At 46.5% G+C, this 22534-nt stretch carries 18 protein-coding genes; 12 read left to right on the forward strand and 6 right to left on the reverse strand.

All coding sequences use genetic code 11. From position 1 onward, the window contains the following. Positions 1-37 precede the first annotated feature (37 nt). The gene (locus tag HMPREF0663_RS05855; RefSeq protein WP_004369381.1) at positions 38-934 is read left to right on the forward strand and encodes a ComEA family DNA-binding protein; all 897 of its coding nucleotides are present in this window, start codon (positions 38-40) and stop codon (positions 932-934) included. Between the two features lie 276 nt (positions 935-1210). On the opposite strand, the gene HMPREF0663_RS05860 is transcribed toward HMPREF0663_RS05855, so the two are convergent. Next, entirely contained in the window at positions 1211-2518 is a 1308-nt protein-coding gene (locus HMPREF0663_RS05860; protein WP_036875646.1) for a UDP-N-acetylmuramoyl-tripeptide--D-alanyl-D-alanine ligase, read from the reverse strand. A gap of 351 nt (positions 2519-2869) precedes the next feature. On the opposite strand from HMPREF0663_RS05860, the gene HMPREF0663_RS05865 reads away from it, so the two are divergent. The 6 genes from HMPREF0663_RS05865 (at position 2870) to cdaA (ending at position 10909) form a co-directional block, all read left to right on the forward strand. Continuing rightward, the gene (locus tag HMPREF0663_RS05865; RefSeq protein WP_004369383.1) at positions 2870-6052 is read left to right on the forward strand and encodes a SusC/RagA family TonB-linked outer membrane protein; all 3183 of its coding nucleotides are present in this window, start codon (positions 2870-2872) and stop codon (positions 6050-6052) included. A gap of 19 nt (positions 6053-6071) precedes the next feature. Then, positions 6072-7544, forward strand: a complete 1473-nt coding sequence (locus tag HMPREF0663_RS05870) for a SusD/RagB family nutrient-binding outer membrane lipoprotein (protein WP_004369384.1) — start codon at positions 6072-6074, stop codon at positions 7542-7544. 24 nt (positions 7545-7568) lie between these two features. Then, positions 7569-8264, forward strand: coding sequence for a BT_2262 family domain-containing protein (locus HMPREF0663_RS05875; RefSeq protein WP_004369385.1), 696 nt, complete (start codon positions 7569-7571; stop codon positions 8262-8264). Between the two features lie 7 nt (positions 8265-8271). Then, positions 8272-8778, forward strand: a complete 507-nt coding sequence (locus HMPREF0663_RS05880) for a lipid-binding protein (protein WP_004369386.1) — start codon at positions 8272-8274, stop codon at positions 8776-8778. Between the two features lie 471 nt (positions 8779-9249). After that, complete coding sequence (gene folP / locus HMPREF0663_RS05885) at positions 9250-10086, forward strand: dihydropteroate synthase (RefSeq protein WP_004369388.1); 837 nt, start codon at positions 9250-9252, stop codon at positions 10084-10086. Positions 10087-10135: 49 nt separating this feature from the next. After that, complete coding sequence (cdaA, locus tag HMPREF0663_RS05890; protein ID WP_004369389.1) at positions 10136-10909, forward strand: diadenylate cyclase CdaA; 774 nt, start codon at positions 10136-10138, stop codon at positions 10907-10909. Here cdaA and HMPREF0663_RS05895 read toward each other — a convergent pair. After that, entirely contained in the window at positions 10906-12663 is a 1758-nt protein-coding gene (locus HMPREF0663_RS05895; RefSeq protein ID WP_004369390.1) for a GNAT family N-acetyltransferase, read from the reverse strand. The two genes, cdaA and HMPREF0663_RS05895, sit on opposite strands and share 4 nt — an antisense overlap. A gap of 145 nt (positions 12664-12808) precedes the next feature. Between HMPREF0663_RS05895 and pta the strand changes: the two genes are divergently transcribed. Together pta and HMPREF0663_RS05905 are read left to right on the forward strand one after the other, a co-directional pair. After that, positions 12809-13819, forward strand: a complete 1011-nt coding sequence (gene pta / locus HMPREF0663_RS05900) for a phosphate acetyltransferase (RefSeq protein WP_004369391.1) — start codon at positions 12809-12811, stop codon at positions 13817-13819. A 26-nt stretch (positions 13820-13845) separates the two neighbouring features. Further along, positions 13846-15042, forward strand: a complete 1197-nt coding sequence (locus tag HMPREF0663_RS05905; RefSeq protein ID WP_016665493.1) for an acetate kinase — start codon at positions 13846-13848, stop codon at positions 15040-15042. Positions 15043-15188: 146 nt separating this feature from the next. On the opposite strand, the gene HMPREF0663_RS05910 is transcribed toward HMPREF0663_RS05905, so the two are convergent. From HMPREF0663_RS05910 to HMPREF0663_RS05925, 4 genes are all read right to left on the reverse strand, one after another. Beyond that, a complete protein-coding gene (locus HMPREF0663_RS05910) occupies positions 15189-15953 on the reverse strand; it encodes a UDP-2,3-diacylglucosamine diphosphatase (protein WP_004369393.1) in 765 nt (254 codons plus the stop codon). Between the two features lie 163 nt (positions 15954-16116). After that, a complete protein-coding gene (locus HMPREF0663_RS05915) occupies positions 16117-16437 on the reverse strand; it encodes a metal-sulfur cluster assembly factor (protein ID WP_004369394.1) in 321 nt (106 codons plus the stop codon). Between the two features lie 86 nt (positions 16438-16523). Further along, positions 16524-17303, reverse strand: a complete 780-nt coding sequence (locus HMPREF0663_RS05920; RefSeq protein WP_004369395.1) for a ZIP family metal transporter — start codon at positions 17301-17303, stop codon at positions 16524-16526. A gap of 520 nt (positions 17304-17823) precedes the next feature. Continuing rightward, positions 17824-18726, reverse strand: coding sequence for a helix-turn-helix domain-containing protein (locus HMPREF0663_RS05925; RefSeq protein WP_004369396.1), 903 nt, complete (start codon positions 18724-18726; stop codon positions 17824-17826). A 162-nt stretch (positions 18727-18888) separates the two neighbouring features. On the opposite strand from HMPREF0663_RS05925, the gene HMPREF0663_RS05930 reads away from it, so the two are divergent. From HMPREF0663_RS05930 to HMPREF0663_RS05940, 3 genes are read left to right on the forward strand one after another with little or no spacing between them, the layout of a single operon-like run. After that, positions 18889-20160, forward strand: coding sequence for a TolC family protein (locus HMPREF0663_RS05930; RefSeq protein ID WP_016665494.1), 1272 nt, complete (start codon positions 18889-18891; stop codon positions 20158-20160). Between the two features lie 9 nt (positions 20161-20169). Further along, positions 20170-21063: an HlyD family secretion protein gene (locus HMPREF0663_RS05935; RefSeq protein ID WP_004369398.1), complete on the forward strand. Its 894-nt coding sequence runs from the start codon at positions 20170-20172 to the stop codon at positions 21061-21063. Between the two features lie 5 nt (positions 21064-21068). Continuing rightward, positions 21069-22532 carry an ATP-binding cassette domain-containing protein gene (locus HMPREF0663_RS05940; protein WP_040560380.1) on the forward strand — a complete coding sequence of 488 codons (1464 nt, stop codon included), beginning with the start codon at positions 21069-21071 and terminating at the stop codon, positions 22530-22532. The last annotated feature ends 2 nt before the right edge of the window (positions 22533-22534 follow it).

Here is a 22534-nt window from a genome sequence, read left to right on the forward strand (position 1 = left end):
TGTCTGCTATCCTCTTACACCTTAATTATATATAGCCATGTTACTAAAAGAATTTTTCTATTTTACCAAGTCCGACCGTAAAGTTATTCTATTCTTGTTGGTATCGGTAACAGTAGTTTCCGGCTTATTCTTTTATGTCGGAGGCGATAACCGTACCACCGAACTCACTTGTGAAGACAGTCTGGCGGTGGCACATCTCCCTCTGTCTTCGGGAGAATATGAGCATGATCACATTACCTATCGTATCGATGGCGGACAGAAGGCAGAACTATTCCCCTTCGATCCCAATACAGCCGACAGTACGGCACTGCTCAAGCTGGGATTAAGACCGTGGCAGGTACGCAATATTTATAAATATCGTGCGGCAGGTGGGGTGTATCGTCGCCCTACAGACTTTGCCCGTCTTTACGGTCTTACGCAAAAACAGTACAAAGCCATGGAGCCTTATATCCATATCGGTGCCGATTATCTGCCTGCTGCATTGCTTGCAGCCAAAGAACGGGTACCGGAACGCGATACCATACAGTATCCCGTAAAGCTGAAGGCCAATGAAAAATTGCCGTTGAACACGGCAGATACCGCTGCTCTTCGCAAGGTTCCGGGCATAGGAAGATACTATGCACGCGAGATAGCATGGTATCGCGACCGGCTCGGAGGCTTCTATCGTGTGGATCAACTGAAAGAGATAGAGGGCTTTCCCGAAGAGGCGTTGGCTTATTTTACAGTGTCTGGCGGCGCTATCCATAAGCTGAATGTGAACAAACTTACGCTTAATCAATTGAAACGTCACCCGTATATCAGTTTTTATCAGGCCAAAGCAATCGCCGATTACCGCCGTTTGAAGGGCCCGCTTACGAGTCTTAACGATCTTAAACTGCTCAAAGATTTCACACAGACAGACATCGAACGCCTATCGCACTATGTGGAGTATTGAGGAAAAGCGTAATTTTACAGTCTTTCTGTGCGGGGAGAAAAAGGTTTGTCGATAAACGGTAATTTTGTAAGTAGGGCGATATAGGATAGACAGGTGTGCCATTTAACCGTGTTAGATAAATCATTTACAGCGGTTAAACAGACGGTTTAAGATAAATACTTGTAATATGCTTGTGACTGATAGGTTATAAATGTCGTGCCGTCGACGTACTCCTATCTTCTTCGAGGCGGGGTTATGAATAGAGTTGTTTGTTTAAATTCTCCTTTTGCCCGATGCTTACAGCAGTTCCGGAAGCTGCGAAAGATGAAGACCGTTGCTGCCTTTAATCAGTATGTAGCAGCCTTTAGGCTTATTGGTTTGTAGGGCTGTTTTCACTTCTTCTATGTTGTGGAACTTTCGGAAGCCAGACTTCGTGTTGTAAAACTCTTCGCCTACGAGCCATACATTGTCGAAATCGGCAGTTTTCAGCTCGTCTGCAATGCGCTGATGTTCCTCTTTGCTTGCGTTACCCAGTTCGCGCATGTCGCCCAAAATGGCTATCTTTGGCGAAACATGCATGGCTTTGAAGTTCTCGATGGCGGCATGCATGCTTGTCGGATTGGCGTTGTAGGCGTCTACAATCAGTTTATTGTCGTTTGTAACGGTCAGTTGCGAACGGTTGTTGCTCGGGGTATATTTGCTTAAAGCCTCATCTATGTCTGCTTCTGATATTCCGAAATGCAGTCCTATACAGGCCGCTGCGAGCATGTTGTCGATATTGTAAGCGCCGATCATACGGGTATGCACCTCGTTCCAATGGCCGGCCTGTGTGTTGTACCAACGGAAGTCGAGGAACGGAGAACAGCCGGTTACCTCGCCTTTTACTGACAGTTCGCAGTCGTCTCTCTTACCATATTTAATTAAAGTGAGCCCTTGCGAGATGTTCATCAGGTAAGGATTGTCGGCATTGATGAAGACCTTATTACCCCCTTGTTTGGCACGTAAATAGTCGTAAAGTTCTCCTTTAGTACGGATAACTCCCTCGAATGAGCCGAATCCCTGCAAGTGTGCCTTGCCCACATTGGTAATGATACCGTAATCAGGTTCTACGATTTCTACCAATGTCTTGATATCCCCCCTGTGACTGGCACCCATTTCAATGACGGCAATCTGATGTTTTTCTGACAGTCGGAACAACGTCTTTGGCACGCCCACATCGTTGTTAAAGTTGCCATCTGTATGGAGTACGCTGTATTTTTTGCCAAGTACGGCCGATACAAGTTCCTTTGTCGTGGTCTTCCCGTTGGTTCCGGTGATGCCGATAATAGGGATGTGGAAGCGTCGCCTGTGTTCCCGTGCAAGTTGCTGATATGTTTTTAGGCAGTTATCTACTAAAATATAGCGGCTGTCATCGGGCTTTTGGTACTTCTGCTCATCCACAATAGCGTATGCACATCCCTTTTCTAATGCCGTTTCGGCAAATTTGTTGCCGTCGAAATTCTCACCTCTCAGTGCGATAAATATGGAGTCTTTGGGACATATACGCGAGTCTGTTGTTATTTGGGGATGCTTCAGATAGAGTTCGTACAACTTGGAAATTTCCATCATTCAGTCTTTTTGTTTTGGTTAAAATATTGACTTATGTGTGCAAAAGTAATCATTTTCCGGATAAACGAAATGAATTTATTTTCTTTTTATACTATAAATTAAATAATGTTGCATCATTTTTAAAGAAACCAAAATATATGTCTTGAGAAGAAAGAATTTAAGTCTTGATAACATAAGCGTAAATCTTATTTTTATTGCATATTTTTATCAAAAATGATACTTATTGTGGAAAAATAATATTAAATTAGAAGATTTTTATACTATTTCTTGCATTTTTGATAAATAATACTTATCTTTGAACCCGTTAAATTTTATGATTTTAAGTGAAAATATTAAGAGAGAGATTTTATGGTAAGGAAATTAACAATGCTTTTTGTCTGCCTCTTTACGTATTTCGGAGCGGTAATGGCGCAAACACAAGTTACAGGTACCGTTGTATCTCAAGAGGATGGAGCGCCCGTTGTAGGGGCTTCAGTTCAAATTGTCGGTACGAAGACCGGTACGGCAACGAATGTCGACGGACGTTTTTCACTCCTTGTTCCGCAAGGAGCCACTAAACTTCGCATTTCTTATTTGGGCATGGTGCCCAAAGAGGTGGCCGTGGCACCAAATCTGAAAGTTGTTCTTAAGCCGGATAATCAGTCGCTGAATGAAGTCGTTGTTACGGCTTTAGGCATCAAACGTTCCGAGAAAGCCATCGGTTATTCGGCCACAACGGTGTCGAGTGATAAGCTTACAGCGGTGCGATCTGCAGATGTTGTCAGCAGTATATCCGGTCAGGTAGCCGGCGTACAGGTAAATGCAGCGGCGGGAGATCCGGGTGCTTCTCAGTCTATAGTAGTGCGTGGTTTCACATCTTTATCGGGTTCTAACCAGCCATTGTTCGTGGTTGATGGCGTTCCTATGGACAACCGATCCGTTACAAGTACGGATGGACTTAACACAGGATACGATTTCGGTAATGGTGCCAGTGCCGTCAATCCTGACGATGTGGCAAGTATGACTATTTTGAAAGGTGCTGCCGCGACAGCTCTTTATGGTAGTCGTGCCGCCAATGGAGTTGTTATGATTACGACTAAGAGCGGACGAAGACACGAAAAGGGGCTTGGTATTGAGTATAACGGTGGTGTACAATGGTCTGTGGTCGGTCGTCTTCCGGAGATGCAGAATGATTTCGGTATGGGTTGGAATGCGGAAAAGACCGAGATAGAGAACGGTTCATGGGGCCCAGCTTTCGATGGATCGCAGCAATTGTATGGACAAATCTATAATAATTCGCAGAAGTTAAAGTCGTATAGGGCTATTAAAAATAATGTACGCGATTTCTTTGATACCGGTGTGCGTTATAACAACAGCCTTTCGCTCAATAATGCAAATGAGATGGGCGAGTATTTTCTCTCTTTATCTCAGACGAGTGAAGACGGCATTCTCCCTACGAATGCAGACATTTATGATAAGTACACGTTTTCTTTCCGTGGTACTCGTAAGGTGAAGGACCTTACTTTCGGAGCTTCGGTCAACTATTCTTCGCAGAATAACAAGTTCTCTACCACCGGTCAGGGATTGAGTATGATTAACGATATTTACCAGTTGCCGCGCGATATAAGTATTGTGGAATTGGCCGATCTGGCCGATCCGTTTAATCAGCCCGGGTATTATTTCACTCCTTATGGCGTGACTAATCCTTATTATGTATTGAAGAATTATCAGTCTACTTATAAAGCTGAGAAGATTTTCGGTAAGTTCCAATTAGATTACGAATTCCTGAAATACTTCAAAGCTACCTATCGTATCGGTCTTGATGCTACCAACAGCGAGCGTCATTATGCCACCCCGAATATGAAAGTTCTATTCTCTGGAACTCCTAATGATGTGTTGGGAGTGTTCAATAAGGCTACAGGCGAGGTGAATGAAACGATTGCCCGTCGCCGCGAGATTAACCAAGATTTTATGGTAAACTATAATCAGAACATTACAAAAGATATCAATCTCACGGCTTTGATAGGTCTTAATTATTCGGAACGCAAGTATCATCACCTCTATTCACAGGTAACTAATCTCACGATACCTACTTGGTATAACCTCAGTAATTCGGCAGATACGCCGACTACAAATACCTATTCAACCCGTCAGCGTAGCTATGGACTTTACGGAGAAGTCGATTTTGCGTGGAAAGATATGGTATTTATTACCGGTATGGCACGTAACGATTGGTCTTCTACATTACCTAAAGCCAACCGATCTTTCTTCTATCCGGGCGTTACAGGCAGCTGGTTATTCTCTCAACTGTTCGATGAAAGTACGAAATCTTGGTTCAGTTTCGGAAAAGTTCGTTTGGCATGGGGCCAGACAGGTAATGATGCAGACGTCTATATGGTAGATCCTTATTACTCTTTAGCAACGGCCAATGCCACCGGATGGGGCGAAGTAAAGTTCCCGTTGAATGGAGTTAATGCGTATTCTGTAGGCAATGTCTTGGGAAGTAACACCCTGCAACCGGAGATAACCACCGAGTTCGAGGTCGGTTTAAATATCGCCTTTTTGAATAATCGTATTAATCTTGATGTGGATTACTATAATCGTAATTCCGATAAACAGATATTCCAATTGGCTTCCGATCCCGCAACAGGGTACACATATCAGAATATGAACTTAGGTAAGATACGTAACCAAGGCATCGAGGCACTGCTGACTGTTAAGCCTATTGTTACGAAAGATTTCGATTGGACGACAAGTTTTAACTTTACAAAGAATAAAAGTAAGGTAATCAGTTTGCCTGAAAGCCTTGGCGGTAAGTCCTCTATAGAAGGAATTAGCGGTGGAGCCAGCTTGTATGCAATTACCGGAATGGAGCTTGGGCAGTTCCTTGCACAGGTGCCAGAACGCGATCCAGAAGGGCATATCGTGGTGGATGCGAATACCGGATTGCCTGTTGCGAAGTCGTCGCAGGAGGTTATAGGTTCTATGAATAATAAGTACACCTTAGGTATTTCTACAAATCTTCGTTATAAGAATGTATCGCTCGGCTTCGTGTTCGATATCCGTCAGGGCGGTTTGATGTACTCTCGTACGAAGAGTATCAACTACTTTGTGGGCAATGCCATACAGACTACGTACAATCAACGTCACACATTCATCGTGCCGAACTCGGTAAATGCGTCGACAGATGCCAGCGGGAATGTAACCTATGTTGAGAATACGACGCCGATATCACAAGCTGATATGGATGATTATTGGAATGCCGGCGGCGATCAGATGAACAGTGCATGGCTGATCAGCAAATCGTTTGTCAAACTTCGTAATGTGTCTTTGTCGTGGGATATTCCCAGAAGTTGGCTTGCAAACACATTCCTTACCAGTGTAAGGCTGTCGCTGTTCGGTTCAAATCTTCTTTGCTGGACACCGTCGGACAATACCTTTATCGATCCTGAAACCAGTTCTTTCGGTAACGATATTAGGGGTAATTTCGGCGAATTCTCTGCAAATCCGTCTTCAAGGAAGTTCGGTTTCAATGTTCAGGTTAAATTTTAATTAGCGTCATTTTGAAGATATGAAAAAGATATTATTATATGCGATGGTTGTCGTAATGGCAGCATTCACCAGTTGCAGTTTGGATATAAATGATGATCCGAACCATCCTTTGTCAGCAACACCTGCGTTAGTCATGCCATCGGCACAGAATGCGATTGCAACTGTTATTGGTGACGGCATGTATAATCCTGCCGGTTTCTTTGTGCAATATTATGACCAAATGCCGGAATCCGAACAATATAAAGATTTAGTTCGTTATATGTTCACGCAGTCTTCGGCTGTTCTTGACCGCAGTTATGCCATGTTATATGCCGTAGCATTAGAGGATTTGGAAGATATATTGAAGTCGAATGCCACTACAGGTGCCGATAAATTTATGGCAACCACGTTGCGTGCTTTGTGTTTTCAGCTTGCTGTAGACAATTGGGATCAGGCTCCATACACGGAAGCTCTAAAGGGTAATGGAAATACAGCGCCCAAATGGGATGACGGACAAAGCGTTTATGAGGGTATACTCAACGAGATGGACTCGGTAGAAAGCCTGATAACCGACGAGACCATTACATGTACCGACATGATTGCGGCCAAGAACCTTACTCAGTGGAAGGGTTTTGCCAACGCATTGCGACTTCGGATGTACTTACGTTTTATAGATGCTGGTATTAATGCTTCCGAATATACTACCAAGGCTAAGGCTTTAGTAGCACAGAATGAGTTTTTTACAGGTGATTTCAAGTTCGATAACTATAAAGATGAGGCCGACCGTCGCAATCCTTGGTACTCTACAAATAAGGTAAATCTCAATACAACCAACCATTGTGCCGGCTATGCCATCGTTAGCTATCTTACCAAGACCGGCGATACCCAGCGTATGGCTTACGGATTTGCCAAGGCTACCGCTTCCGGATCGTATGCCGGTGCGCTTCCTGCTACCAAATATGCGTTCAATGACATTAAAAATAAAGATGTCAGTGAGTTGAACTATTATGCCACGAAGCCCGTTTATTTCTTCACGCAAGCCGAACTTCAGTTTCTTATTGCCGAGGTGCAGCTACGTTTCAACAGCAATGATGCGGCGGCAAAGCAGGCTTATGAGGACGCTATAAAGGCCGATTTCGAGGCCAGAGGGTTAACAGGAGCTTCCGATTTGTATAATGGAGCAGTGGCATGGTCTACTGCCGGTACCGTTACCGACAAGCTCAATCTGATATATATGCAGAAATGGGCGGCATTGTTCTACATGGATCACATGGAAGCATGGAGCGAACAGCGCCGTACGGACGTACCGAAAGTTTCTACAGCTACGGCAGCCGAGATTAAAACAGATCCCTCTGTTTATACCGCAGGCGAACTTATTTCGCCCGCAGTCAATGCCCTTGGCGCAGGTGTTTTGGTAAAACGTATGTATTTCCCCTACAATGCATCGCAGTACAATCCCAATACTCCGGCAGCAATATCGGCCGATAAGCCAGTATGGTGGGATGTGAAGTAACGAACATAATAACAAGAAAGCAATATGAAAAAGATATTATATAGCATGCTTGCAGCCTTGGTGCTGCTTTCTGCCGGTGCGTGTGGCGACGATGAATACACCGACTCTCGTATCACCAACTATGTAACGATAAACCTGAAAGGAGGAAGTGTCTATACCGTATCTGTAGGAAGCAGCTACACTGATCCCGGTTTTACGGCTTTAGAAGGTACGACGGATGTCACTGACAAAGTGAAAGTGGAGGGCGAGGTAGATGCTACGAAGGTCGGAGTTTATCCGGTTACCTATTCTGCAGCCAATACAGACGGCTTCAGCAAGTCGGTAACACGTACGGTAATTGTGTATAATTCCACCATTACTACCGATCTTTCGGGCACTTATGTGTTACAAGAAGGCTCGTATCGTCTGCGTAGGGGCACACAAACTCCATATAGCGGTTACAAGATAGAGATAAGTAAAGCCGCCGATGGTGTATTCCATATCAGCGATTTCCTTGGCGGGTACTACGATCAGCGATCGGGATATGGTGCGGCATACGCCCTTACCGGCTACTTTAGTCTGAATGCCGATAACTCGCTTACGGCGCTTTCGAGTTTCTTAAGCGGCTGGGGCGACTCGCTCGACGACGGCTTCAGTGGAACCTATACTCCGCAAACAGGCGTCATATCTTACATGGCTCCTTATGCCGGAATGGAATTTCATGTAATACTTAAAAAATAGATAAATCATGAACAAGAAATATTTAATGACGTTTTTCGCAGCTTTTGTATTCTCTCTTTGTATTGTTAGTTGCGATAATTCCGATACTGATCCGGGAGCAACTCAACTTGTCGACATGGCCGGACAGTGGGATGTGGCGGCCTATTCCATAGATGCAAGCGGAACAGTGTTGGCAAAAGAGGCCGATACCTTTACTTTAATTACCTATAATACGGCTGCCAATAACACCACGGAGATGTGGATAAACGACAAAGGGAACTTTTGGAACTTTAAAATGAAGGTCAATGTAGACCTGCAGAACATGGCTTTTTCCTGCGTAGACACTGATTATAACGCCTCTGATAATTCGGATGCTACTGCCGTTATTACGAACGGAAAGGTCTTAAAAGGAGCTGCGACCAATCTGCATGGAGCTCCCAACGACAGCATAGTGTTCGAAGTGAAGTTCAGCGACGATACTTCAAACAAGACATACCGCATAGCCGGACAGCGTTATACGGGCTTCTTGCGCTGACAAACGTTGTGAACACAGGTAGATAAAACTCTGATAATCCTGCATTTTGTAAATATATAAAATCAAGACATCAGTTATTTATTTTAAATCTCTCTCGTCTGAAGGGTGTTTGCGTGTGAATGCCGTCACCCTTTTTTGGCGAGAGGATTTCTTTTTATAGTCCTGATTGCTCTGCCGATATGCCGCCTTTTCGTGTGGTATGTCGGCATTTTTTCATTACAGAACATTTCTTTTTCTTGGCATAGGTATAATGTCTATGCACGATATCTTGTGTGTATAACACCGACAGATGTACCATGTACGAGTATCGGATAGACGACCTGTTGCTGACTGGTGCAGCGGGTGTCTTTTACGTAAGATAAACCTCGCGCAGGAGAGTGCAACCTGTTTTTAGGTTATTTAATCCGAAAGACCGGCATATACTGTTTTTTTTTCGTATCTTTGCCTATCGAAGAAACGCGGAAAAGTGATATGACGAACTACACAATTAATGTGCGCGGCCGGCTTATAAGTTTTGAAAAGCCGTTGGTGATGGGTATTCTGAACGTAACGCCCGACTCGTTTTATGCGGGTAGTCGCAAGCAGACGGAGCGGGAGATTGCCGACAGAGCGAACCAAATTGTTGCCGATGGCGGTGCTATGATCGATGTGGGAGCCTTTTCCACACGCCCGGGAGCGGTCGAAGTTTCCGAGACCGAGGAAAGCGAAAGGTTACGCGAGGCGCTTCGTATCGTGCGTAGGGAGCAACCCGATGCCGTAATTTCCGTAGACACTTACCGCCCATGTGTGGCACGCCGGTGCGTAGAAGAGTGGGGAGCCGATATCATCAACGATGTTTCGGAGGGTGGCTTGACGGGTATTGTGAATACTCCGATCCACGAAGATGGTAATATGTTCGAAACTGTAGCCCGCTTGCAGGTGCCTTATATCTTGATGTCGGTGAAGCCAACACTCGAAACAATGATGATATCCTTTGCGGATGAAGTTCAAAGATTACGCGATTTAGGTGTTAAGGATATCATTCTTGATCCCGGATTCGGTTTCGGCAAAACGCTCGAACAGAATTACCGATTGCTTCGGCAGATAGACCGACTGCAGATATTCGGGTTGCCCGTGCTTGTTGGGATATCGCGCAAAAGCATGATTTATAGACTTCTTGGCGGCGATCCTGCAACGTCTCTTAACGGTACATCCGTGCTTAATGCCATATCTTTGATGAAAGGGGCCGGCATTTTGCGTGTACACGATGTGAAAGAAGCTGTAGAATCGGTGAATTTATATTATAAAATGTCGACGGCAGATATGTAGGCCGGCAGCACTGCCTCTAAAACTTTACAACGATTAAAAATAGAACGATATGCCTTTTGATTTTGGAATAAAAGATGTTATCGATATTTTTCTTGTAGCTTTAATGCTCTATTACATCTATCGTCTGATGAAAGAGAGCCGCTCGCTCAACGTCTTTATCGGTATTATGGTATTCGTATTGGTGTGGCTCTTCGTAAGTCAGATACTCGAAATGCGCCTTTTAGGATCGATAATGGATAAACTTGTGAGCGTTGGAGTAATCGGACTCATCATTCTCTTCCAAGAAGAAATACGGAAGTTTCTCTATCAACTGGGCGCACATCAACGTTTTAAGGCGTTAACTCGGTTCTTTTCTTCCGAAACAAAGGAGGAATTAGAGGACAAGGAGACCATTATGCCCATCGTAATGGCCTGTATGAGCATGGCAAAGAATAAGGTTGGGGCGCTTATAGTGATAGAACGTGGCGCTCCGCTCGAGGATATTGTCGACACAGGCGACCTGATCGACGCCAAAATAAACCAGCGCCTCATCGAGAATATATTCTTTAAAAACTCACCGCTTCACGATGGTGCCATAATTATAGCCAAAAAACGTATCGAGGCGGCGGGATGTATTCTGCCCGTATCTCATAACCTCGATATTCCTAAAGAACTCGGTTTGCGGCATCGTGCGGCCATGGGAATATCGCAAAGTTCTGATGCTATCGCTATCGTGGTGTCTGAAGAGACCGGACGCATCAGCGTTGCAATTAAGGGAGAGTTCCGTTTACGCCTGTCGGCCGAGGAACTTGAGAGCATTCTTACTAAGGAGATGTATGCTTAGTTGAGCATCAGGTTCATTTCGGCATGCTCGTCTTTGAAGATGAAAGATGCCAATTGGCGAATATCCATCTTCGTGGCAAGTTCGTCGGGCTCATCGGTTTTCGTTACTTTACCTTCTGCCAATCGGTAATAGGCATTGTTCATCGGGATGTCGTCATCATCTTGTATGCGGATAGAACATGCCGCCTGCGGGTGCTGCAGAGCATAAAGAGCCAATGCTTTCTCGGCATTTATCACTCTGATCATGGCTTCTATGGACATTGTGGCGGGCTTGTAATCGGCACCGGCGATGCGGATATCTTCTTGAACCGTCTGCCATTGCTCTTCTGTATGGAGAAGTATGCAGTCTTTTTGGCGTTGCCATCGGTCGTATTGGGCAAACGGCATGCCTTTAACGTCGTCGATAGGCGGCGTACATGTAATCTCTTGCGCATATCCGCACTTGCCGTACCAGTCGTAGAGCCATTTCTCAGCAGGGATGAGCGAGGCAAATACCACGCCTTTATGGAAAATGTCGAAGTGCATTTGGTGCATCAGACTGTTACCGACATCCTGTTTTCTGTGTGCTGGTTCTACACTTACGCCGCTTATATAGGCTGTCTTTACCTCGTGCCCGTGGTAAAGTAGCGTGTAAGGCAGTGTTTGTAGGGCTGCCACCACACGGCCTTCTATCTGACAAGTGGTGTTGTATTCACTCTTGAACACCCGTTCGAAGTACATATCCATAAACTCTTCCGAGTCGTTGAATACCGTCTTCCACAGTTGTTTTGTCTCTTTCTTTATCCTTTGCTGGTCTTCGAACTGTGCCAAAGGATATTTTTCGGTGACGTTGTTCTTCTCTAAAAGAATGTCGGGTTTGTAGGATAGCTTGGCATAACGCAGTCCCTCTTCGCCCATATCCTCCTCTCTGTTGATGTAAAAATACTGCTCCGGCAGGTGTTTAACAAACTCTTGATTGATGATGGCGAAGGCTCCTTCGTAGGTTGTGTCGGCCTTTTCTACGCATACATCGAAAGTTGATTGGTTGATGGGGCACCCGAAAGTGAAAGCAATCAATTGCCCTTCCACCCATATTGTGCCTCCTGTCAGGTCTAATCTGTCCCATCTGTGGAAAGCGCGTGTCATCGATCGCAGCTCCGAGTCTATGCTCTGATCGTAACTCCTGTCGTCTTGAGCCTTGTTGCGCCATTGCTGTTCGAGCCTTATACATTCCGGAATCATCTCTTGAGTAAGGGCTCTATATTCGTAATTAGGGTATAATGTCTTGAATTTATTGATATGGTTGCGCTTACTTTGCAGCTTCTTACCCGATAAATTCGTCAGTTTATCGCGGGTATATATATAGTCTGCATAATCTCTGTCGGGCTTTATCTCGAAGGTATCGGGGAATGCATCTTCGATAAGGTCTGTCATATAGTTGCATACACCCATCATCAGGAACGGATGCCCCATGGCAATAGAGTCGTTGCGTATGGCTTTGATAACGTTTACAGAGCACTCGTCGCAGGGCACAACCCTAAGTGTGCCGTCTTCGGCCCGTGTGGGTTTCGGTATTGGCATCATGTAGGCAAGATGATGACCGGTATAAAAGCGGAAGACAAGATAATTGTCTACGATGGCGAACTGGGTACTGTAGAGGAATTTCCAGCTGATGAGATTTGCGAAAGAAAGGTCGCAATTTTGCCTTTCGCCGTACAAAGTATAACTTTGTATGGTATCTTTATCCGCCGTAGATAGGTCTTTAAACTTTATCATATAGTATGTATAACCTTGATAGATGGGCAAAATTATAAATTTTTATCGGATAAACAATTACGATGTCGATTTAATTTGTTACTTTTGCAAAGTACGAATTACAATTGTCTTCTTTATAGATAATTATACAATAATATAACAAACGATGGATTTATTACAGCAAATAGTTGCACGGGCCAAGGCAGATAAGCAACGCATTATACTCCCCGAAGCAACAGAAGAACGCACTTTGAAGGCTGCCGACCGTGCATTGGCCGACGATATAGCAGACATTATTCTTATCGGGAACCCCAATGAAATTCATAAACTTGCCGAGGCTTGGGACCTTAAAAATATCGGTAAGGCGACTATTATCGATCCTTTGAACAATCCCAAGAGCGAGGATTACGCCGCTTTGTTGGCTGAGTTGCGCAAGAAGAAGGGCATGACGATCGAACAAGCTCGTGAACTTGTGAAAAATCCTTTGTACCTTGGGTGCATGATTATCAAGACTGAAGGGGCTGATGGACAGATATCCGGTGCGCTTAGCACTACGGGTGAGACGCTGCGCCCTGCCCTTCAGATCATCAAATGCGCACCGGGTATCACCTGTGTAAGCGGTGCTATGTTGCTGATAACCGAGGCAAAACAGTACGGTGAAGACGGCATCATTGTCATGGGAGACGTAGCTGTAACACCGATGCCCGATGCGGATCAGCTTTCTCAGATAGCTATCTGTACGGCACATACGGCACAGTGCGTGGCGGGATTTGCCGAGCCTCGCGTGGCTATGTTGAGTTTCTCGACCAAAGGGAGTGCCAGTCATGAGGTGGTAGATAAGGTGGTTGAAGCCACCAGACTGACCAAACAACGGGCACCGGAACTGAAAATAGACGGTGAATTGCAGGCCGATGCCGCTCTTGTTCCGTCGGTAGGGCAGAAGAAGGCCCCGGGAAGTGCCATCGCAGGCAATGCCAATGTGCTGGTTGTTCCTAACCTTGAGGTGGGCAATATCGGTTATAAATTGGTGCAACGTCTTGGTAATGCCATTGCCATCGGGCCAATTCTTCAGGGAATAGCGCGCCCCGTAAACGATTTGAGTCGCGGGTGTTCTGTCGACGATATATATTATATGGTGGCAATTACAGCCTGTCAAGCGCAAGAAGCAAAGAAGTAATCATTCCTTATTTCAAAGAAACAGATATGAAGATATTAGTATTGAACTGTGGTAGCTCTTCCATCAAATACAAATTGTATGATATGGAAGACGAATCAGTGTTGGCACAAGGCGGCGTTGAACGTATCGGACTCGACGAGGCTTTTATCAAAATAACGTTGCCGAGCGGTGAGAAAAAGGTCATTATGCACGACATGCCCGACCATAAGGAGGGCGTAAATTTCGTGTTCAAATGCCTGCTCGATCCCGAAATAGGCGCCATTAAAGACCTTGAGGAGATTGATGCAGTGGGCCATCGTGTAGTGCAAGGCGGCGATTTATATGAGAAGAGTGTCATCGTGGATAAGCAAGTAGAGGCGGGAATAGAAAGCCTTTGCGACCTTGCTCCCGTACACAATGCGGGACATCTGCGCGGTATTCGTGCGGTAGATGCCCTGATGCCCGGCACTCCACAGGTGTGCGTGTTCGACAATGCGTTCCATGCAACCATGCCAGACTATGCGTATCTCTACGCTATACCCTATGAATTGTACGAGAATTTCCACGTTCGTCGTTACGGTTTCCACGGTACAAGTCACCGATATGTATCGCATCGTGTATGTGAAATGCTTGGTCGAGACATCAAGACGCAACGCATAATTACCTGTCATATCGGTAACGGCGCTTCTGTTTCTGCCGTTAAGTTCGGCAAGTGCGTAGATACGTCGATGGGACTTACCCCGCTTGCCGGTCTTATGATGGGCTCTCGTTCGGGCGACATCGATCCTTCAGCGGTGACATACCTGATGGAAAAGCTCGGCAAACAGCCGCAAGAAATGGCCGAATACCTAAATAAAGAGAGCGGAGTTCTGGGAATTACCCATATTTCTTCGGATATGCGTGAGATCGAAGATGCCGCTAAAGAGGGCAATGAGCGTGCAATTCTGGCGCTTAATATGTATAACTATCGCATCAAGAAATACATCGGAGCTTATGCAGCTGCCATGGGTGGCGTGGATATAATAGTATGGACGGCTGGCGTAGGAGAAAACCAAATCGGCACACGTCTTGCGGCTTGCTCCGATTTAGAGTTCATCGGAGTGAAGATGGATGCCCATGCAAACGAAGTACGTGGCAAAGAAGCGATCATATCTGCACCTGATTCCAAGGTTACAGTATGCGTGGTGCCCACCGACGAGGAGATTGTAATTGCCCGAGATACCATGGCTTTGGTTAAGAAATAGTCCACCTTATTCAAAAAAAGAGGCGGTCCGTGTTCCGGATCGCCTCTTTTTATTTCCTTTGTTCAGAGGATATTTTTAATTTATTTTCCCTCTTTTCTTGCTCAATACACTGTTTCTTCCGCTTTCGTTAAGGAGTGGAAAACAGATTAGGGCTTGCTTTCACCCTCGATATATTGCTCTAAGAACATGTGTTCTCCGTCGAATACCGCGTATGTGAACTGCCAAATCCAGTCGCCGAGTATCAGTATACGGCTCTTACGGCTTAGCATCAAGTCGAGTTCTATGTGGCGGTGTCCGTAGATAAAGAAGTCTATATCGCGATGAGTCTTCATGTATTCCTTCGTATAACGCACCAGATATTCCCTGTCTTCGCCCAAATACGGCACTTCTTTGCCGTCGGCACGCTTCAATCTGCTGTGCTTTGCCCAATTCAGACCGAGCCACATGCCCCAACGGGGATGTATGGCATTGAACATACGCTGGCAGGTTCGGTTATGAAAAACCTTACGCAAGAACTTGAATTTATTATCCGGATCGCCCAAACCATCACCATGTGCAAGATAGAAAACCTTATCGTAAATCTCCACAGTGACGGGTTTACGGTGGAGTATCACCCCGCATTCCTCCTCCAGATAGCCGTAAGTCCACAGATCATGATTGCCTGTAAAGAAATGAACCTCTACCCCCATATCGGTTATTTCGCTGATCTTGCCTAAAAACCGCGTAAACCCTTTCGGCACAACATACCTGTATTCGTTCCAAAAATCGAACATATCGCCGAGCAGATAGATAGCTGCAGCTTTCCCCTTTATACTGTCCAAGAAGCGTACCAAGCGTCTTTCCTGCGTGCGCCTGTGCTCTACGGCCCAAGAACCTAAGTGGGCATCCGAAAGAAAATAAATATTCTTCATAATTTTGAGTTAGGAGTTAGGAGGATTAGGGAGTAAGAGTTATGAATATTGAAAAGCAGCTTTGCGATCGTTAAATTATGAACAATGAATTGTGAATTACGAATTAATCTGTCGCGAGACGATAACTTATGGCTCCTAAGTCGGCATTCAAAATCAGCAATGTCTACGCGAAACCGAGTTCCACCCGCGCTTCTTCGCTCATCATGCTCTGGTCCCATTCCGGTTCGAATACAAGATTAACGTTGGCAGACGTAACACCTTCCACGCTTTCAACTTTCGAACGCACGTCTTCGAGTATGAAGTCAGCCGCAGGACAACTCGGGGATGTGAACGTCATATCCAAATCCACGTTGCCGTTTTCCTGCACGTCAACCTTGTAAATCATACCGAGATCGTAGATATTTACCGGTATCTCGGGATCATAAACCGTATGCAGAACGTCTACGATACGCTCTTCTATTGCTGTTTTTTCTTCTTGTGTCATTTGAATTTGTCTTGTATTTATGGGATAGCTCCTTTCTACAAAGATAACATATTTATGCTGTTCTCCAAAGAAAACGGCGTTTTATTTTAGCTCAACACCACATCGAGCACCATCATCACTACGAAGCCGATGGCAAAACCGATGGTGCTGAGGTTGCTATGCTTGCCTTCCGATGCTTCAGGAATGAGTTCTTCCACCACTACATAGAACATCGCACCGGCTGCGAACGACAGCATGTAAGGCAGAGTAGGCGTCATTATGGCCGCAAGAACAATCACCAAGCCGCCGCCGATAGGCTCTACGGCACCGCTCAACGAACCGATGATGAACGATTTCATCCTGCTGTTGCCCGCCGCCCTCATAGGCATAGAGATGATAGCTCCCTCCGGTACGTTCTGTATGGCTATGCCCAGCGACATCGCCATGGCCGCTGCGGCAGAGATACCCAGCCCGCTTTGCATGGCTCCGGCTATCACCACGCCCACCGCCATACCCTCCGGAATGTTGTGAATTGTTACGGCAAGCATCAACATAGTGGTACGCGAGAGGTGCGTCTTTGGCCCTTCAGGGGTGGCATTCCCAAGGTGTAAGTGCGGTGTAACGAAGTCTATGAGCAGCAAGAAGCCTATGCCGAGCATGAAACCCAGTGTGGCCGGCAGCACTCGAGCCCTGCCCATGGGTGAACACATATCCATGCTTGGTATGAGAAGCGACCACACCGAGGCTGCTACCATGATGCCCGAAGCAAATCCGAGCAAGGTTTTTTGAAGCCTGTCGGGCATCTGTTTCTTCATAAAGAATACGAATGCCGAGCCCAATGTGGTGCCGATAAAAGGAATAAGCAGTGCGAGTATTACTCCATCCATTTATTTATTGTATTTTTATTATTGCGACAAAGATACGAAATTAATCTTGTGCAAAGTCTACAGAGGTGGATAATTTTACCGAAGTATATAGGAAAGAAATAGTTTCTTCGGTGCTTTACTCCATTCCAATTCTCCCCTGTAGAGCGAGAATAGGTATTGGAAAGGAGGTTTGTTTGGATGGAGGAATAATAATTAGTGGTGAGTGATTAATAACTATAGCGTAGGCATTCGGCCTGTCTGAATCCTCGTTGTCGGAGGCGGAACGACGAAGTAGTAAAAAAACTGAACAGGTGTTTCAATGTTCCTTTAAGGGGTTATCTGAAATAGAGGTGTTGACTGTTTCTGGCAGATATGAGATTTATATTCGTTAGGGTGCCCGTTTAAACCTCTTAAACATATCGTCTAAGGCTGTTAAGTGTGCAGTCTGGGGGAAATGGCTGTAGTGCGTTTATAGGCAATAGGTTGCAAACAGCACTCCGAACTGTGCTTCTGTTTTCAATAGTTTGAGGCGGATATGCTTTTACAACCGTTGGTATTGTGCCGGTGTCATGCCCGTCAAGCGCTTGAAATACTTACAGAAAAAGCTGTCGTTCGCAAACCTCATACGGTCTGCAATCTGTTTTATCGACAGATTACTATGCTTTAACAGCACCTTGATGTTGGCTATAGCGGCGCGGTCTATCCATTCTTTTGCCGTTACATCGCTCACTTTATTGATAATAGTGCCCAGATAACGCTGCGAAAGGTACAGTTTATCGGCGTAATATGCCAGTTTTCGCTCCTCTCCGGCGGTAATGTTGACGAGCGAAATGAACCGGTCGAATACCTCGCGCTCGCGCGATTTCTCCGTTGCCCCGTAGTGCTGGCAACTCTTGTATATGTGTTCGTACAGATGAAACAGGGCGCTTAGCAAGTCTAATGCTATAGCCGACTCTTCTTGATAGCTGTTGCTGATGTCGGAGGCAAGGTGCAACAGCCGGTCGAAGTGGCGCAGCTGTTGTTCATCGGGGCGGAAAGTATATGCCTGAATGCGTTGGTCTAATGGTGCCGGAATGCTGCCGTGCATGATTACTTTCAGCAGATCGTCGGTGATGGCGATGCCTTCGAGATTGAAATCATCTGTCTTCCGCTTCACTTGGAGGATGGTCTCGCTGCCGATAAACACGAGTGTCCCCACCGATACATGGTGCGGTATCAGGTTCAAAATAACGTCGGCCTCTCCGCTTGTAATAATGCCTATGCGCATGTCGTCTATCCTCATCGGTTCTCCGTTTTGGGAGATATTGGCCACGGCACGTACCATGTCGAGCGCAATGGCGTAGTCTTTACCGAAATACAGTCGCGAGGGTGTCTTGTCGGTTGCTTGGTGTACAATCTCTCGAAATAGCTCGAAAGTCATTCGTTTGGGGGCTGTTTTATCCATAAAATACTTGGTTTTAGGTTGTAAAGATAATGAAAACTTTCATATTTCGGTGTATTTTTCGCATTTGCCGTACAAAAAGAACATAAACGGCTACTTAAAGATAATGCTTTGTTTGGTATTTCGGTCTATCTTTGCAGCATGATAAAATGGAGACAAATGTATATGAAAAGATCGATGATGATTGCGGTTTTCGTGGTTACAGCCGCCGGATTGCAGGCGCAGACCTCGCTCGACGACTGTCAGAAGGCAGCTATAGCCAACTATCCGCTAATAAAGAAGTACGATATGATTGCCCGCTCTGTAGACTATTCGGTGAGCAATCTTGGTAAAGGGTGGCTGCCTCAGGTGTCTGCCACGGCGCAGGTAACGCTGCAGAACCGTGTTGCAGCCCTGCCGGATGCCCTTGCCGGCATGATGAGACAGAACGGTTACACCGTTGAGGGACTGAAGAAAGATCAATATAAGATAGGTATAGACGTAAATCAGATGCTGTTCGATGGCGGTACCATACGCAACCAAAAGAGTGTGGCGCGCCTCCAAGGCGAAGTACAAGGCGCCCAGACAGACGTAGATATGTATGCTGTGCGCGGTAGGGTGAACGAACTCTACTTCGGGGTGTTGCTTTTAGACGAACAACTTAGGCTGAACGCCGACCTTCAAACGGTGCTCTCGTCGTCTGAGAAGAAGCTTTCGGCCATGTATAACCGCGGTGTAGCGGCCGAAAGCGACCTGAACAACGTGCGTGCCGAGCAGCTCAATGCCCGTCAGCAGCAAACCTCGTTGCAGTCGTTGCGCCGCAGTTATCTGCTCATGTTGTCTTCGTTTTGCGGGAAAGATATCGACGGAGTGGTGAAACCTGCCAGCACCGTGATGCCCGAAGGCAACGATCGTCCCGAATTGAAGTTGGTGGAAACGCAGTTGCGCCTTGCCTCTTCGCAGGAAAAACTGCTTGTTTCGAACCTTTTGCCCAAGCTGAGTGTGTTCGCATCCGGCTATTACGGTTATCCCGGGTACAATATGTTTCACGACATGATGAGCCGTGAATTTACGCTGAACGGACTTATAGGGGCGCGTCTTACATGGAATATCGGCAGTCTTTATACACATCGTAACGATAAGGCAAAGGTTCGGTTGCAGCGAGAGCAGGCAGAAAACAACCGCGACATATTTCTCTTCAACAATCGTCTGGAGCAGATACGCGGACAGGAGACCATTTCCCGATACCGCAAACTCATGACCGACGACGAGCAGATTATCTCTTTGCGTTCGCAGATACGTAAGTCTGCCGAGGCTAAACTGGCTCACGGTATCATCGATGTGAACGACCTTGTGAAAGAAATCAATGCGGAGAATGCGGCCAAGATACAATGCTCGTCGCACGAGATAGAGATGCTGAAGGCCTTGTACGATCTGAAATATACAGTCAACAAATAATTATAAGATATGAAACTGAAAAGTATAGCATGGCTCGCAGCTGCGTTTGTGCTCGGTGCATGCGGAAATAATGAGAATAAGTATGATGCCACGGGCACCTTTGAGGCCACTGAAACGACAGTATATGCAGAACAGAGCGGTCGTCTGTTGCGCTTCGATGTGACCGAGGGTGCCGATCTTGTTGCGGGAAACGAGGTGGGCGTGATAGATACAGTGCCGATTGCGCTGCGTATCAGGCAGCTCGGAGCCGCTAAGGAGGTATATGCAAGTCAGAAACCCGATATGCGTAAACAGGTCGCAGCTATGCGCCAACAGTTGGAAAAGGCACGGCTCGAGCAGCGTAGATATACCGAATTGGTGCGCGATGGAGCCGCTCCGCGCAAGACACTCGATGATGCCGTGAGCAGTGTAAATGTGTTGGAACGGCAGCTGGAGGCACAAATATCGACCTTGCAGACCACCGATAAGAGCCTCGACCGGCAGATGCATGCCACCGATACGCAGGTGAGCGAGCTGGCAGACCAGCTCCGTAAGTGTCATATCTCGTCGCCCGTTACGGGTTGCGTGCTCGAGAAATACGTGGAAGATGGCGAATTTGTAACAATAGGTAAACCGCTTTTCAAGGTTGCAGATACCAAACAGATGTTCCTCCGCGCCTATGTTACGTCGGAACAGTTGCAGAACGTGAAGATCGGACAGCACGTAAAGGTGATGAGCGACTATGGTAAAGGCCTGACGAAGACCTACGACGGCACCGTTACATGGATATCCTCGCAGTCGGAATTTACCCCGAAAACCATCCTTACAGATGATGAACGTGCCGATTTGGTGTACGCTGTAAAAATATCGGTTCGCAACGACGGCTATCTGAAGATAGGCATGTATGGCGAAGTAAAGCTATGATCGATATGGACGGGAACGCTATAGAAGTAAATCATGTATCGAAACATTACGGTTCGCTTGCCGCACTCGACGATGTTTCTTTCGGCGTAAAGCGGGGCGAAGTGTTCGGTCTGATCGGCCCGGACGGTGCCGGCAAAACCACGATGTTCCGCATTTTGGCCACTTTGCTGCTGCCCGAAGTAGGGACGGCAAGCGTAGACGGCTTCGATACAGTGACCGGAATGGAGGGCATCCGCAGGCGTGTAGGCTACATGCCCGGCCGCTTTTCGCTCTATCAAGACCTCTCTGTGCAGGAGAATTTGGTATTCTTCGCCACGCTGTTCGGCACTACGGTGGAAGAAGGTTATGATTCTATCAAGGCTATTTACTCGCAGATAGAGCCTTTCAAAGACCGTAAAGCGGGAGCGCTTTCGGGAGGTATGAAGCAGAAACTCGCCCTTTCGTGCGCTTTGGTACACCGTCCGAGCGTGCTGTTTCTCGATGAACCGACGACAGGTGTCGATCCTGTGTCGCGTAAAGAGTTCTGGGAAATGCTCTCCATGCTGAAAGAACGCGGCATAACCATCATGGCTTCCACGCCTTACCTTGATGAAATACGCCGATGCGAGCGCGTTGCGTACCTCGATCATGGCCATATACGGGGCATAGACACGGCAGATAACGTGCTCGACCGCTTTGCCGACGTATTTAATCCGCCGCCTTTGGCGCACGAAGAACATCGGAATAAGACAGAAAACGTTATAGAAGTGGAGCATTTGGTGAAGGCTTTCGGCACGTTCCATGCCGTGGATGACATCTCTTTCTCGGTAAAACAAGGCGAGATTTTCGGCTTCCTCGGGGCGAATGGTGCCGGTAAAACCACCGCAATGCATATGCTTACGGGCCTTAACCAGCCCACAGAAGGGCGCGGAACCGTAGCGGGGTTCGACATTGCAACGCAATATGAGCAGATTAAAAGGCATATCGGTTACATGAGCCAGCGCTTCTCGTTGTACGAAGATCTTACGGTGAGCGAAAACATACGCCTTTTCGGCGGCATTTACGGCATGAAGGAAAAGGTGATAAAACGCCGTACGGAAGAGCTGTTGGCACGACTTGACTTCGCTGAACATAAGGACACGGTGGTAAAGAGCCTGCCTTTGGGCTGGAAACAGAAGCTGGCTTTCTCGGTCAGCATATTCCATCGTCCCGATGTGGTGTTCCTCGATGAGCCGACAGGCGGTGTGGATCCCGCCACGAGACGGCAGTTCTGGGAGTTGATTTACGATGCCGCAAGGCAGGGAATTACGGTGTTTGTGACTACGCATTATATGGATGAAGCCGAATATTGCGACCGCATATCGATTATGGTCGACGGAAAAATCCGGGCTATGGGCACGCCCCAAGAGCTGAAAACGGAGTTCCGCCAGCCCGATATGGATCATGTGTTTACCTTTCTGGCACGACAATCCACCCGAAAAAGCGATTAACG

The organism is Hoylesella oralis ATCC 33269 (assembly GCF_000185145.2).
In the GTDB taxonomy this organism is placed as follows: Bacteria; Bacteroidota; Bacteroidia; order Bacteroidales; family Bacteroidaceae; genus Prevotella; species Prevotella phocaeensis.

What these genes read in the sequence shown, in the direction of transcription:
- HMPREF0663_RS05855 (WP_004369381.1), top strand. Translation starts at nt 38, where the DNA reads ATGTTACTAAAAGAATTTTTCTATTTTACCAAGTCCGACCGTAAAGTT.
- HMPREF0663_RS05860 (WP_036875646.1), bottom strand. Translation starts at nt 2,518, where the DNA reads ATGGAAATTTCCAAGTTGTACGAACTCTATCTGAAGCATCCCCAAATA.
- HMPREF0663_RS05865 (WP_004369383.1), top strand. Translation starts at nt 2,870, where the DNA reads ATGGTAAGGAAATTAACAATGCTTTTTGTCTGCCTCTTTACGTATTTC.
- HMPREF0663_RS05870 (WP_004369384.1), top strand. Translation starts at nt 6,072, where the DNA reads ATGAAAAAGATATTATTATATGCGATGGTTGTCGTAATGGCAGCATTC.
- HMPREF0663_RS05875 (WP_004369385.1), top strand. Translation starts at nt 7,569, where the DNA reads ATGAAAAAGATATTATATAGCATGCTTGCAGCCTTGGTGCTGCTTTCT.
- HMPREF0663_RS05880 (WP_004369386.1), top strand. Translation starts at nt 8,272, where the DNA reads ATGAACAAGAAATATTTAATGACGTTTTTCGCAGCTTTTGTATTCTCT.
- folP (WP_004369388.1), top strand. Translation starts at nt 9,250, where the DNA reads ATGACGAACTACACAATTAATGTGCGCGGCCGGCTTATAAGTTTTGAA.
- cdaA (WP_004369389.1), top strand. Translation starts at nt 10,136, where the DNA reads ATGCCTTTTGATTTTGGAATAAAAGATGTTATCGATATTTTTCTTGTA.
- HMPREF0663_RS05895 (WP_004369390.1), bottom strand. Translation starts at nt 12,663, where the DNA reads ATGATAAAGTTTAAAGACCTATCTACGGCGGATAAAGATACCATACAA.
- pta (WP_004369391.1), top strand. Translation starts at nt 12,809, where the DNA reads ATGGATTTATTACAGCAAATAGTTGCACGGGCCAAGGCAGATAAGCAA.
- HMPREF0663_RS05905 (WP_016665493.1), top strand. Translation starts at nt 13,846, where the DNA reads ATGAAGATATTAGTATTGAACTGTGGTAGCTCTTCCATCAAATACAAA.
- HMPREF0663_RS05910 (WP_004369393.1), bottom strand. Translation starts at nt 15,953, where the DNA reads ATGAAGAATATTTATTTTCTTTCGGATGCCCACTTAGGTTCTTGGGCC.
- HMPREF0663_RS05915 (WP_004369394.1), bottom strand. Translation starts at nt 16,437, where the DNA reads ATGACACAAGAAGAAAAAACAGCAATAGAAGAGCGTATCGTAGACGTT.
- HMPREF0663_RS05920 (WP_004369395.1), bottom strand. Translation starts at nt 17,303, where the DNA reads ATGGATGGAGTAATACTCGCACTGCTTATTCCTTTTATCGGCACCACA.
- HMPREF0663_RS05925 (WP_004369396.1), bottom strand. Translation starts at nt 18,726, where the DNA reads ATGGATAAAACAGCCCCCAAACGAATGACTTTCGAGCTATTTCGAGAG.
- HMPREF0663_RS05930 (WP_016665494.1), top strand. Translation starts at nt 18,889, where the DNA reads ATGAAAAGATCGATGATGATTGCGGTTTTCGTGGTTACAGCCGCCGGA.
- HMPREF0663_RS05935 (WP_004369398.1), top strand. Translation starts at nt 20,170, where the DNA reads ATGAAACTGAAAAGTATAGCATGGCTCGCAGCTGCGTTTGTGCTCGGT.
- HMPREF0663_RS05940 (WP_040560380.1), top strand. Translation starts at nt 21,069, where the DNA reads ATGGACGGGAACGCTATAGAAGTAAATCATGTATCGAAACATTACGGT.